Source organism: Streptomyces muensis, assembly GCF_021474425.1.
GTDB lineage: Bacteria > Actinomycetota > Actinomycetes > Streptomycetales > Streptomycetaceae > Streptomyces > Streptomyces muensis.
Window position 1 is genome coordinate 21,424 of the sequence record NZ_JAKEIP010000076.1, and the last position, 12,699, is coordinate 34,122.

General features: G+C 70.4%; 13 protein-coding genes and 1 tRNA gene. 9 read left to right on the plus strand and 5 right to left on the minus strand.

Going from position 1 to position 12,699, the window contains the following annotated elements; all coding sequences use genetic code 11:
- Positions 1-5 precede the first annotated feature (5 nt).
- Complete coding sequence (locus L0P92_RS19795) at positions 6-491, plus strand: GNAT family N-acetyltransferase (protein ID WP_234764126.1); 486 nt, start codon at positions 6-8, stop codon at positions 489-491.
- Here the strand turns inward: L0P92_RS19795 and L0P92_RS19800 are convergent.
- From L0P92_RS19800 to L0P92_RS19810, 3 genes are all read right to left on the minus strand, one after another.
- Positions 488-1,741, minus strand: a complete 1,254-nt coding sequence (locus tag L0P92_RS19800) for an LPXTG cell wall anchor domain-containing protein (RefSeq protein ID WP_234764127.1) — start codon at positions 1,739-1,741, stop codon at positions 488-490. The two genes, L0P92_RS19795 and L0P92_RS19800, sit on opposite strands and share 4 nt — an antisense overlap.
- 149 nt (positions 1,742-1,890) lie before the next feature.
- Positions 1,891-2,553: a neutral zinc metallopeptidase gene (locus tag L0P92_RS19805; protein ID WP_234764128.1), complete on the minus strand. Its 663-nt coding sequence runs from the start codon at positions 2,551-2,553 to the stop codon at positions 1,891-1,893.
- Positions 2,554-2,726: 173 nt separating this feature from the next.
- Positions 2,727-2,801, minus strand: a tRNA-Cys gene (locus L0P92_RS19810).
- Between the two features lie 217 nt (positions 2,802-3,018).
- Between L0P92_RS19810 and L0P92_RS19815 the strand changes: the two genes are divergently transcribed.
- The 8 genes from L0P92_RS19815 to L0P92_RS19850 all read left to right on the plus strand — a co-directional run bounded on the left by L0P92_RS19815 (position 3,019) and on the right by L0P92_RS19850 (position 10,861).
- Positions 3,019-4,455, plus strand: a complete 1,437-nt coding sequence (locus L0P92_RS19815; protein ID WP_234764129.1) for an MFS transporter — start codon at positions 3,019-3,021, stop codon at positions 4,453-4,455.
- A 45-nt stretch (positions 4,456-4,500) separates the two neighbouring features.
- On the plus strand, positions 4,501-4,698 hold the full coding sequence (locus tag L0P92_RS19820; protein WP_234764137.1) for a ribbon-helix-helix protein, CopG family: 198 nt from the start codon (positions 4,501-4,503) through the stop codon (positions 4,696-4,698).
- A complete protein-coding gene (locus L0P92_RS19825) occupies positions 4,699-5,085 on the plus strand; it encodes a type II toxin-antitoxin system death-on-curing family toxin (RefSeq protein ID WP_234764130.1) in 387 nt (128 codons plus the stop codon).
- 115 nt (positions 5,086-5,200) lie between these two features.
- On the plus strand, positions 5,201-6,991 hold the full coding sequence (locus L0P92_RS19830; protein WP_234764131.1) for a DEAD/DEAH box helicase: 1,791 nt from the start codon (positions 5,201-5,203) through the stop codon (positions 6,989-6,991).
- A 396-nt stretch (positions 6,992-7,387) separates the two neighbouring features.
- Positions 7,388-8,029 (plus strand): IclR family transcriptional regulator, encoded by a 642-nt coding sequence (locus L0P92_RS19835; protein WP_234764132.1) that lies wholly within the window; start codon positions 7,388-7,390, stop codon positions 8,027-8,029.
- A gap of 83 nt (positions 8,030-8,112) precedes the next feature.
- Positions 8,113-8,892: a chorismate synthase gene (locus L0P92_RS19840; protein WP_234764133.1), complete on the plus strand. Its 780-nt coding sequence runs from the start codon at positions 8,113-8,115 to the stop codon at positions 8,890-8,892.
- Positions 8,889-10,004 (plus strand): o-succinylbenzoate synthase, encoded by a 1,116-nt coding sequence (menC, locus tag L0P92_RS19845; RefSeq protein ID WP_234764134.1) that lies wholly within the window; start codon positions 8,889-8,891, stop codon positions 10,002-10,004. The genes L0P92_RS19840 and menC overlap by 4 nt, the downstream gene beginning before the upstream one ends.
- 65 nt (positions 10,005-10,069) lie before the next feature.
- Positions 10,070-10,861, plus strand: coding sequence for a S16 family serine protease (locus tag L0P92_RS19850; RefSeq protein ID WP_234764135.1), 792 nt, complete (start codon positions 10,070-10,072; stop codon positions 10,859-10,861).
- A gap of 59 nt (positions 10,862-10,920) precedes the next feature.
- On the opposite strand, the gene L0P92_RS19855 is transcribed toward L0P92_RS19850, so the two are convergent.
- Together L0P92_RS19855 and L0P92_RS19860 are read right to left on the minus strand one after the other, a co-directional pair.
- Positions 10,921-11,880, minus strand: a complete 960-nt coding sequence (locus L0P92_RS19855; RefSeq protein WP_234764136.1) for a glycine betaine ABC transporter substrate-binding protein — start codon at positions 11,878-11,880, stop codon at positions 10,921-10,923.
- The gene (locus L0P92_RS19860) at positions 11,877-12,674 is read right to left on the minus strand and encodes an ABC transporter permease (protein ID WP_234764138.1); all 798 of its coding nucleotides are present in this window, start codon (positions 12,672-12,674) and stop codon (positions 11,877-11,879) included. The genes L0P92_RS19855 and L0P92_RS19860 overlap by 4 nt, the downstream gene beginning before the upstream one ends.
- Positions 12,675-12,699: the final 25 nt, after the last annotated feature.

A 12,699-nucleotide genomic window follows, 5' to 3' on the forward strand; every position in this document is an offset into this window, starting at 1 on the left:
CGGGCATGGACCATGTGGTCGTCCGCCAAGCGGAACCGGATGAGTTGCCCGCCGTAGCGGAACTGCGCTGGCGGTGGCTCGTGGAGAACGACAGCGCGGCACCGGCGGACGTCGAACGTGACGCCTTCGTACGCCACTTCGTGGCGTGGGCCGAGCAGAACGCCGCTTCGCACCGCTGCATGGTGCTGGTGAACGGCACCGGGGTCATCGGCATGGCGTGGCTGGCGGTGGTGCGGCGCGTGCCGACGCCGCACGCGCTGGACCGGGCGTCCGGTGATCTCCAGTGCGTGTACGTGGTGCCGGAGGCACGCGACGCAGGGCTGGGCGGGCGGCTGATCACCGAGACCCTGGCGCAGGCCGAGCGCCTGGGGCTGGAGCGGGTCACCGTCCACTCCTCACGCCGGGCCGTCCCGGCCTACGCCCGCCAGGGGTTCGAGAACTCGCGGCGGCTCCTCCAGGCCCACGTCGCGCGGACGACGCCGTATCCCTAGGACTTGGCGGTGGCGGTGGCGCGGCGGCGGCGTACGGCCATGACCAGGACGCCGCCGAGGGCCGCGGCGGTGGCTGCGGCGCCGGCGATGAGCGGGGTGCCGTCGGAGCCGGTGCTGGCGAGGTTGCCGTTGACGGAGCCGGTGGTGGCGGCGCCGGTGCCGCCGGTCGAGGTGCCCGCCGATGTGCTGCCGGTGCCGCCCGTGCCGCCGACGGACTGGCCCTCGGGGTCGTTGCCGTGGCCGGCCGGGGTGGAGGCGTCGTCGGTCGGGCCGTCGGAGGGGGACGGTCCGGGCTCGTAGTCGGTCGGGATGGCGATGCGGATCTGGGCCTTGTCGTTGGCGGGGTTCTTGTCGAAGGCCGGGTGGATGTCGTAGACGGAGGTCGCCTTCACCTCGCCCGTGGTGGTCTTCGCGTCGTCGTCGATGTCCAGCATGAAGGTGAAGGAGAGGGACTCGTTCACGTCGAGGGTGTGGTCGGCGGGCCAGCAGACGTACTTGGCCTTGCCCGGCGTCCCTCCGGGACCGGACGGGCCGTCGACGCCGAACGGCGCGCACTCGTCGGGTACTTCGGCGGCGACCGTGCCCGGTGGGATCCGCACCATGAGCGCCGTCTGGTCGTCGCTGTCCTGGTTCTGGATCCAGCCGGGGCCGTCGTTGCGGAGCTGCACCGTGACGGACTGCCGGTCGCCCGCGAGCGCCTCGGTGTCCTCACCGACGGCGACGAGATCGGCCGAGCTGTCCGCGGTCAGGGTCAGCCGGCGGTTGCTGTCGTCGAACCCCTCGCCCGGGGCCGTACCGGTCGCTGACGTGCCGTACTCGACGGCCTCCATCAGCGCGTGGGGCAGGGCCTTGAAGCGTACGGGCGTCTCGACCGAGGTGCCGGGTTCGATGACGGTGTCGAGTTCGCAGAGCGCCTGCCCGACCTGGTCCCCGACGGTCGAGTAGGTGCAGCCCGGCACCGTCTTGTCGGGGAAGTCGAGCCCTCGGGTCAGCCGGATCCGGAAGGTGACGCCGTCGGCTGCCGCGGTGCCCTTGTTGGTGATGACGACGGACTCGTCGTACACCTCGCCCGGCTTGGGAGACGTGGCCGGCAGATTCGAGATCACCAGGGAGGGTTCGCCCTCCTCGGCGTGAGCCGGGGGCGCGAGGGCCGCGGGAACGGCCGTGACGATCGCGGCGGCGGCCACGAGGGCGGCCGGGTGACGGATGTGCGAGGGGCTGTTGTGCGAGGGGCGGATGCGCTGGCGCACGGGTTGGTCTCCTCGGGACAGGAAGCACGGCGACCGGAGGATTACGGTCCAGTCATCTCCTGGACATCGGGAAGATGCCCAGGGTTGTGCCGCTGTTTGAGGAGATGTTGCGAAGGGGTGCCAGGCGTGCCAGCGGTGCTGCGGTGCCGCTAGGCCGTCAGGGGGAGGCAGGCGTTGACTCCGCCGTTCAGGCCCCGGACAAAGGCCTTGGTCCGCTGATTGGCGTCCCCGTGGTCTTCGGGATTCGTCCAGGGGAGCTGGTCGGAAACGCTGTGTATCGCTTGCTCCAGTTCGGCGGCGTCCCCTTCCTCGAAGACGATCGATTCGTCCTCCTGGGCGCCTTGGAGTTCCGCTCCCGCGATACAGTCCGCCTGGAGTTCCGTGGAGACCTCCTGCAAGGTGACGTCCAGTCGGCTCTGTATCGCGTGCCCCCATTCATGAGCGACTACGAAATACACGTAACTGTCCCCGGTCGCATAGCCCTCTTTCATCAGACCGACGTCCCACGCGAGAAAGTCCTCCGACGGGCAGTAGACCGCGTTGCCCGCCTCCAGCGGGACGCCGTCGCAGGTGGGAGCGTCCGCCGCCGTGCCGTCGTACAGGCCCAACACCTGGGGTGAGGTGTAGCTTTCGGTGAAGTAATCCGACCAGTGCTTCTTCCAGAACTCGTCCACGCCCTGCACCGCCGCGTCTATGTCCTCCTGCATCGGATCACCGTATTTCGCGGGCGCGGCGTACGCGTAACCTCCGCTGAGTACCAGTATCGGCGCGATCACTGCCGCGCATAGGCGCATCCGGAATGTCCTGCTCATGGCTGACCTCGAACGGCATGAGGAAGGTGTCGGCGTCGAGTGCCGATCGCGAATCGCGAAGGCGCGGCGGACGCGGCGGACGCTGATCTCCATTCAACACCTGCGGTTCGCGGGCCGCATCCTCAGTGAGGGGGCGGCGCCGCGGAGGCGCTGCCGGGCGTCGGGGAGGTGTGTGGAGGCCGTGGCGGGATTCGAACCCACGTAACTCGCTTTGCAGGCGAGCCCCTGAACCACTCGGGCACACGGCCGTCGGCAAGTCCGGTCCGGTTGGTGCGGGTTGGGCCGGGCTTGATCGGTGAAGTGAGCGTATGCAGGGGGCTGGGCCGGGCTCAAGGGAATCGGTGGGGGTGCAATGGGACTGCCACACGGCGTTCATGAAAGGCGGGGTCGTACGACCAAGGTCGCAGGGTGGGGCCCGTCTCTCGACAGGGGTCAAAGTTGGTTGCGGCCCTTACGCTGGCGGTCATGACCGCCCTTGAAGCGCGTGACGCCGACGTCACCAAGAGAGCCCCCGAGGCCGAGGAGACCGTGATGAGCAGGGCCTATCGGGCCCTGAGTGTCGGGATCGTGTCCGTCGTGCTGCTGATCGCCTTCGAGGCGACCGCCGTCGGGACGGCCATGCCGGTGGCGGCGCGGGAGCTGGACGGGGTGTCGTTGTACGCCTTCGCGTTCTCGGGGTACTTCACCACCAGCCTCTTCGGGATGGTGCTCGCGGGGCAGTGGTCGGACCGGCGGGGGCCGCTCGGGGCGCTGACGGCCGGGATCGCCTCCTTCGGGGCCGGGCTGCTGCTGTCCGGGACCGCGGGGGCCATGTGGCTGTTCATCCTCGGGCGGGCCGTGCAGGGGCTGGGCGGCGGGCTGGTGATCGTCGCCCTGTACGTCGTCGTCGGGCGGGCCTACCCCGAGCGGCTGCGGCCGGCGATCATGGCGGCGTTCGCGGCGAGCTGGGTCGTGCCGTCGATCGTGGGGCCGCTGGCGTCCGGCGCGGTGACCGAGCATCTGGGCTGGCGGTGGGTGTTCGTCGGGATCCCGGTGCTGGTCGTCTTCCCGCTCGCGCTCGCCCTTCCGCAGATACGGCGGCGGGCGGCGGGGCCCGTCGACGACTCGGCCGGCAGCGCGTCCTTCGACCGGCGCCGCATCCGGCTCGCCCTCGGCATCTCCCTCGGCGCGGGACTGCTCCAGTACGCCGCCCAGGACCTGCGGTGGCTCTCCCTCGTTCCCGGCGTCGCAGGCGTCGCCCTCCTCGTGCCGGCCGTGCTCGGGCTGCTCCCGCGCGGCACGTACCGGGCGGCGCGCGGGCTGCCGTCCGTGGTGCTGTTGCGCGGGGTGGCCGCGGGGTCGTTCGTCGCGGCCGAGTCCTTCGTGCCGCTCATGCTGGTCACCCAGCGAGGGCTGTCGCCGACGCTGGCCGGGTTCTCCCTCGCGGCGGGCGGCGGGACGTGGGCGCTGGGGTCGTGGGTGCAGTCGCGGCCGCGGGCGGAGCCGTATCGGGAACGCCTGATGACGTTGGGGATGGTGCTCGTGGCGGCCTCCATCGCGGCCGCGCCGAGCGTGCTGATCGACTCCGTGCCCGCCTGGACGCTGGCCGTCGCCTGGGCCTTCGGGTGCTTCGGGATGGGGCTGGTGATCGCCTCCAGCAGTGTGCTGCTGCTTCAGCTCTCCGCGCCCGAGGACGCGGGTACGAACTCGGCGGCTCTGCAGATCTCGGACGCGCTGTCGAACGTGGTGCTGCTGGCGGCGGGGGGTGCGGCGTTCGCGGCCCTCGGGGGCGGGGCGGTGAGCCATGCGGCGACGGGGGTTTCCGGAGCGCATCCGGCGGCGTTCGTGGCGGTGTTCCTGCCGATGGCGGGGGTGGCGTTGGTGGGGGCTTGGGTGACCACGCGGTTGCGGGTACTGGCCTGATTGGTACCAATCTGGCCCCACTGGTGGTACCGTCGTGGTATGGCTATGAACCTTCGTCTGCGTGACGATCAGCAGGAGGCACTGAAGCAGCGCGCTGAGGAGGAGGGGCGCAGCATGCACGCCATAGTGCTTCAGGCGATCGACCGGTATCTGGAGCAGGAGGCCGACCGGGCCACGGTGCGGCGCCTGGGTGCGAAGTACGCGGCGGGCCACGCCGATCTGCTGCGGAGGCTGGGGGAGTAGATGAAGTACCTCACGGTCCAGGAAGTCCTGGACCTGGCCGAGTTGGCGTGCGGGGAGCAGACGCAGGTTGCCGTGCGTGACTTGGGTCTGCTCAGCTCGGCCGTCCATCGCCCCCAGTCGCAGATGTTCGGCGTCGAGGCATACACGGACCTCTTCGAGAAGGCTGCGGCGCTGCTCCAGTCGCTGGCTGTGAACCGTCCCCTGGTGGACGGCAACAAGCGCATGGCGTGGATGTGCACCGTCGTCTTTCTCGACTTCAACGGCACCGAGATGCTCGGCGTCGACCAGGACGAGGCATACAAGCTCGTCATCGAGGTGGCGTCCGGCGGCCTGGAGGACGTGGCCCTGATCGCCCTCCGCTTGAGGGCACTGCACGCGGCGATGTGACCTCGATCCCACCCACGGGCGACCCCGCCCGGTCGGCGTCCTGCCCCCGCGGCCCCGCCGGTAGGGTGGCCCGGTTGTCATACCCAGCCTGGCCGCCCAACCCCTTACGGAGACCGTGACTACCACCGCCGCCTCCTCCCACCACCTTTCCCCCGCCTTCCCCGGCCGCGCCCCCTGGGGCACCGCCAGCAAGCTGCGTGCCTGGCAGCAGGGGGCGATGGAGAAGTACATCCAGGAGCAGCCGCGTGACTTCCTCGCGGTCGCCACGCCCGGCGCCGGGAAGACGACCTTCGCCCTGACGCTCGCCTCCTGGCTGCTGCACCACCATGTCGTCCAGCAGGTGACCGTGGTCGCGCCGACCGAGCATCTGAAGAAGCAGTGGGCCGAGGCCGCCGCGCGGATAGGCATCAAGCTCGACCCCGAGTACAGCGCGGGACCGCTCGGCAAGGACTACCAGGGCGTCGCCGTGACGTACGCCGGTGTCGGTGTGCGGCCCATGCTGCACCGCAACCGGGTCGAGCAGCGCAAGACCCTCGTCATCCTCGACGAGATCCATCACGCCGGTGACAGCAAGTCCTGGGGCGAGGCCTGCCTCGAAGCCTTCGAGCCCGCCACGCGCCGGCTCGCGCTCACCGGTACGCCCTTCCGGTCCGACACCAACCCCATCCCCTTCGTCACGTACGAGGAGGGCAACGACGGAATCCGGCGGTCCGCCGCCGACTACACCTACGGCTACGGCAACGCGCTCGCCGACCACGTCGTGCGGCCCGTCATCTTCCTCTCCTACAGCGGCAACATGCGCTGGCGGACGAAGGCCGGTGACGAGATCGCCGCCCGGCTCGGCGAGCCGATGACCAAGGACGCGATCAGCCAGGCCTGGCGTACGGCCCTGGATCCGCGCGGCGAGTGGATGCCGAGCGTGCTGCGCGCCGCCGACCAGCGGCTGACCGAGGTCAGGAAGGGCATCCCGGACGCCGGCGCCCTCGTCATCGCCTCCGACCAGGACTCCGCCCGCGCCTACGCCAAGCTCATCCGCGAGATCACCGGCAGCAGGGCGACCCTCGTCCTCTCCGACGACGCGGGCGCGTCCAAGCGGATCGACGACTTCAGCGGGAGCAACGACCGGTGGATGGTCGCCGTACGGATGGTCTCGGAGGGCGTCGACGTGCCGCGGCTGGCCGTCGGGGTGTACGCCACGACCATCTCCACCCCGCTGTTCTTCGCGCAGGCCGTCGGACGCTTCGTACGGTCGCGCCGGCGCGGTGAGACCGCCTCCGTCTTCCTGCCGACCGTCCCCGACCTCCTCACCTTCGCCAACGAGATGGAGGTCGAGCGCGACCACGCCCTCGACAAGCCGAAGAAGGAGGGCGAGGAGGACCCGTACGCCGAATCCGAGAAGGAGATGGAGGAGGCGAACAAGGAGCAGGACGAGGACACCGGCGAGCAGGAGCAGTTCTCCTTCGAGGCGCTGGAGTCCGAGGCCGTCTTCGACCGGGTGCTCTACGACGGTGCCGAGTTCGGCATGCAGGCCCACCCGGGCAGCGAGGAGGAGCAGGACTACCTCGGGATCCCGGGGCTGCTGGAGCCCGACCAGGTCCAACTCCTGCTCCAGAAGCGGCAGGCACGGCAGATCGCGCACAGCCGCAAGAAGCCGGACGCCGAGGCGGATCTGCTGGAGTTGCCCGCCGAGCGGCGGCCCGTCGTCTCGCACAAGGAGATGATGGAGCTCCGTAAGCAGCTCAACACGATGGTCAGCGCGTATGTGCATCAGAGCGGGAAGCCGCACGGGGTGATCCACACCGAGCTGCGGCGGGTGTGCGGGGGGCCGCCGAGTGCGGAGGCCACGGCGGGGCAGTTGCGGCAGCGTATTGCCAAGGTGCAGGAGTGGGCTACGCGGATGAAGTAAGCGGTTCGGCAGGTCGTATGTCGGCTGCGGGCCGTGGGGGCTTGTCGCGCCCACGCGGCGGAGCCGCAAATCGATAAGGCCCCGCGCCCCTATGGGGCGCTCCGCGCCCATCAGAGGCTCCACGCCCCGCTCCTTTCCGGGCAAACCGGCCTGGTCCGTCCCCGTCGCTGACCGGATTCTGGACGGAGCCTTCCGCTCAGCGAACCGGCTTCGCTAATGTCCCGCTACGCACACGCCCCGTGGCAGCGCCGCCGCGGAGCGCAGCCGTGAAGCGACGCGGTTCGGACAGTCCGAGCCGCCGGCCGATCGGCGGCCTCTGAAGCGCGTCACTGACGGGACTCGGTGACGCATCCGCCGCGAGGGGGCTGCCGACCTCACCACTAAGGAGTGGGCGTCGTGACCGCGGAGACCTCTCAGACGCTCGACCGGGGACTGCGCGTCCTCAAGCTGCTGGCCGACACGGACCACGGGCTGACCGTCACCGAGCTATCCAACAAACTGGGCGTGAACCGGACCGTTGTGTACCGGCTGCTCGCCACGCTTGAACAGCACGCACTCGTACGCCGTGACCTGGGCGGCCGCGCCCGGGTCGGGCTCGGCGTGCTGCGCCTGGGCCGACAGGTGCACCCGCTGGTACGGGAGGCCGCGCTGCCCGCGCTGCGCTCGCTCGCCGAGGACATAGGGGCGACGGCCCATCTGACGCTGGTGGACGGCACGGAGGCGCTGGCGGTCGCCGTGGTCGAACCGACGTGGACGGACTATCACGTGGCCTATCGGGCCGGTTTCCGGCACCCCCTGGACCGCGGTGCCGCGGGCCGGGCCATCCTCGCCGCCCGGCAGCAGACGCTGGACCACCCCGGATACACCCTGACCCACGGGGAGTTGGAGGCCGGAGCGAGCGGGGCGGCCGCGCCGCTGATCGGGGTCACCGGCGTCGAGGGCAGCGTGGGCGTGGTGATGCTCGCCGACGCGGTGCCGGAACGGGTGGGTCCGCGGGTCGTGGACGCGGCACGGGAGGTGGCGGAGGCGCTGCGCTGACACGGGACGGGAGGTGGCGGAGGCCCTGCGCTGACGCGTCCGTGCACTAGGCAGGGCCCCGGACCACCTCCGACACTCGTGTCATGACCTCGCTGAGCATGAGCATCCGCACCGTCCACGAACCCACCGGGTTCGCCGCTGTCGCCGACTACTTCAGTGACGTATGGCAGACGCCCCGCAGCGCACCGCCCCTGTTACCCGAGACGCTGCACAGCCTCGACCACGCGGGCGGGGCGGTTCATGCCGCTTACGACGGGACGAGGCTGGTCGGGGCGTCCGTCGCGGTGTTCGGGCCGCCCGCGTCCAAGGAGACGTACTCCATGCTCACGGCTGCCGAGAGGGGGCTCGGGAGCCACCTCAAGTTCGCTCAGCGGGACTGGGCGCTGGAGCATGGTGCCCGGAGCATGCGCTGGACCTTCGATCCGCTGGTCGGGCGCAACGCGCGGTTCAACTTCGTCAAGCTGGGCGCCGAGGGCACAGAGTACCTCGTCGACTTCTACGGCCCCATGGCGGACGGCGTGAACGACGGCGACGAGACCGACCGGCTGGCGGTGACCTGGGACCTGGTCGAGCCGGGGCGGGACGAGGGCGCCGGGGGACCCGGTGACCGCGAGGCGGCGCCCACCACCCACGCGGCCCCCGACGGAGGCCCGCTCGCCCGCCGCGACCTCTCCGACCGGTACGTCTGGTGCCGGGTGCCGGACGACATCGTCGCGCTGCGGGCCGCCGATCCCGAGCTGGCGCTGCGCTGGCGGCGGGCCGTGCGGGAGGTGTTCACGAAGGCCTTCGCCGACGGCTTCGTCGCGACGGGTATGTCTCGGGACGGCTGGTACACGCTGATCCGTCGGGAGGCCGCCTCGTGAAACTCGAACGCGTCGAGCTCGTCCACGTCGCGATTCCGCTGGTCAGCCCCTTCCGTACGTCCTTCGGCACCATGACGACGAAGGACACCTTCCTGCTGCACGTCGTCACGGACACAGCCGAGGGCTGGTCGGAGTTCGCGGGCGACCCCGAGCCGCTGTACTGCTCGGAGTTCGTGGCCGGCGCGGAGATCGTGCTGCGTGACTTCCTGCTGCCGCGCGTCGCCGCGCTGCCCGTGCTAGGGGGTGCTGTGGCCCACCTCGCGCCCGCGACGGCCGGGATCAAGGGGCACGAGCTGGCGAAGGCGGCGCTGGAGACGGCCGTACTGGACGCGGAGCTGCGGTCGTACGGGATGTCGCTGGCCACGTATCTCGGGGCGGTGCGGGAGCGGGTGCCGGCCGGGGTGTCGGTCGGGATCCACCGGACGATCGCCGAGCTGCTGGACGCCGTCGAGGGGTATCTCGCGGAGGGGTACGTGCGGATCAAGCTGAAGATCGAGCCGGGGTGGGACCTCGAACCCGTACGGGCCGTACGCGCGCGCTTCGGGGCGGAGCTGCCGCTCCAGGTCGACGCGAACACGGCGTACACGCTCGCGGACGCCGAGCATCTACGGCGGCTCGACGAGTTCGGGCTGCTGCTGATCGAGGAGCCGCTGGGGGAGAACGACCTGTACGCCCACGCCCGCCTCCAACAGCGCATCGCGACCCCTGTCTGCCTGGACGAGTCCCTGCACAGCGCCCGTGACACCGCGTCCGCCATCGCGATGGACGCGTGCCGGGTGGTGAACGTGAAGCCGGCGCGGGTCGGGGGGTACCTGGAGGCGCGACGGGTGCATGACGTGGCGTACGCGCACGGGGTGCCGGTGTGGTGCGGGGGCATGCTGGAGACGGGCATCGGACGCGCCCCGAACCTGGCCCTGGCGGCCCTGCCCGGCTTCACCCTCCCCGGCGACACCTCGGCGTCCGGCCGCTACTTCGCCGAGGACGTCACGGAACCGTTCGTACTGGTGGACGGCCATCTTCCGGTCCCGCGGGCGCCGGGCATCGGGGTGGAGCCGCTGCCGGAGGTGCTGCGGCGCTTCACCGAGGGACGCCGAGACCTGTACGTGATCTGAACGGGGCATCCTGGCAGCTCCGACCTGCACCCGGCCGGATTCCGTCGCCACGTTAGATTGATCCCGTGTTCTCTCGTCTCACGCGCCCCCGGGCCGTCGCCGTCTGCGCCCTGCCGGTCGTGGCCCTGCTCGCCACGGCGGCTTTCGCGCCACTGCCGTTCTCGCTGACGCAGCCCGGTCTGACGGCGGACGTCCTGGGCGAGAACAAGGGCGAGCCGGTGATCACGATCTCCGGTGCGCCGACCCGGGACACCAGCGGTGAGCTGCGCATGACGACCATCGAGGCGACCTCGCCCGACACGGACGTGCGGTTCGGCGACGTGCTCGACGCCTGGTTCAGCACGGAGAAGGCGGTCATGCCGCGTGACTCGGTCTATCCGAGCGGGCAGAGCACCCGGGAGATCGAGCAGTACAACAGCGAGCAGATGAAGGAGTCCCAGGACGCCGCGACCGAGGCCGCGCTGAACTACCTGGACCTGAACGACAAGAACATCAAGGTCACCCTCACCCTCGCGGACGTGGGCGGCCCCAGCGCCGGCCTCCTCTTCTCCCTCGGCATCATCGACAAGCTGAACGGCGACGGCACCGGCGGCGACCTCACCGGCGGCCGCACCATCGCCGGCACCGGCACCATCGACGCCGCCGGCAAGGTCGGCGCGGTCGGCGGAGTCTCCCTGAAGACCCAGGCGGCCAGCCGGGACGGCGCCACGGTCTTCCTCGTCCCCAAGGCAGAGTGCTCCGACGCGAAGGCAGAACTCCCCAAGGGCCTCCGCCTCATCCCGGTGACCACCCTCAAGGGCACGGTGGACGCCCTGGAGGCCCTGGAGAGTAAGAAGGGCACCGTCCCCAGCTGCTAGGGGTTCAACAGCTGCTAGGGGTTCGATAGCTGTCAGGGGTTCGATCCCGGGCGGGTCCGCTACTTCACGAACCCCTCCTCCTTCATCCAGTCCAACGCCACCTGATGCGGATCCTCCCCGTCCACGTCCACCTTCGCGTTCAGGTCCTGCGCCACGGAGTTGTCCAGCTTCCTGCTGATGGGGTCGAGGATCTTCGGGATGGCCGGCCATTTCTCCAGGGTCTTGGTGTTGATCATGGGCGCGGCGTTGTAGTTGGGGAAGAACTTCTTGTCGTCGGCCATGACCACGAGGTTCATCGACTTGATGCGGCCGTCCGTCGTGAAGACCTCCCCGTAGACGCAACTGCCCTTCGCGACCTGGGTGTAGATGATCCCGGTGTCCATCTGGGTGATGTTCCTCGCCGGCAGGTCCATGCCGTACGCCTTCTCCATGCCCGGCAGGCCGTCCGCGCGGTTGGCGAACTCGACCTCGACGCACAGGGTCACCGCGCCGGGGTCGGACTTCGACAGGGCGGCGACCTCGGAGAGGGTGTTCGTGCGGTACTTGCGGTGGTTGGCCTGGTTCATCGCCAGGGCGTAGGTGTTGTTCAGGGCGGAGGGCTCCAGCCAGGTCACCCCGTTCTTCGCGTCGGCCTTGCGCACCGCCTCCCACTGTGCCCGCGGGTCGGGGATCGGGTCGCTGCGGCCCAGGTACGTGATCCAGGCCGTGCCCGTGTACTCGTACCCGGCGTCCGCCTCCCCCTTGCGCACCGCCTCCCGGCTGCCGATGGAACCCTGGATGCCGGTGCGGTCGACCACCTCCGCGCCCGCCGCCTGGAAGGCGATGCCCATGATCGCGCCGAGGATCAGCTGCTCGGTGAACGACTTCGACGTCACCGTCAGCTCGGCGCCCTTGAGAGGCTCGCCCTGTCCGATCGAGCCGGGCTTCACGTCGTCGGCCATGGGGGATCCGCTGGTCAGTCCGCACCCCGAGGACACCAGGAGCGCCGCGGCCAGGAGCACACGCGTCCCGCGCCTCATGTCTCCAACCCCCGTGGCCGCAGCAGCACTTCCGCCAGTGACGCCAGCCAGTCCACCAGCAGGGCGAGGGCGACGGTGAGGACCGAGCCCAGCACCAGGACCGGCATGCGCTGGTTGGTGATGCCGGCCGTGATCAGTACGCCCAGGCCGCCGCCCCCGCCGAAGACCGCCAGGGTGGCCGTACCGACGTTCAGGACCAGGGCCGTGCGGACGCCCGCCAGGATCAGCGGGACCGCGAGCGGCAGTTCCACCCGGGTCAGCACGCCCGTCGGGGACATGCCGATGCCGCGCGCCGCCTCCAGCAGCGTCGGGTCGTTGGCCTTCAGACCCGCGATCGTGTTGGACAGCACGGGCAGAACGGCGTAGGCGATCATGCCGATCAGAGCCGCCTTGCGGCCGATGCCGAGCCAGATCACCAGCAGCGCGAGCAGACCGATCGCGGGGGTCGCCTGGCCCATGTTGGCGAGCGCCATGGCCACCGGGGTCGCCTTCCGGAACGCCCGCCGGGTAAGCAGGATCCCCAGCGGGATCGCGATGATCAGCACGAAGAACGTGGAGATCACCGTGAGTTCCACGTGCTGCCACAGCGCCTTGGAGACCTGGCCGTTCGACAACGCGTTCTCCGAGACCGCGTCCAGGTCGGCCTGCTGGAACCACAGCCAGGTCGCCAGCAGCATCGCCACCAGCAGGGCGGGCACGAAGGTGAGCTTCTGCCAGCTCACCTTCCGGCGCGGGGGCTTCGCGGCGGTGGGGGAGGCGGAGGAGGGCGCTTCGGTTCCGTCGGCCGGGTCGATCCCGTAGGCCGGGTCGGTCCCCTGC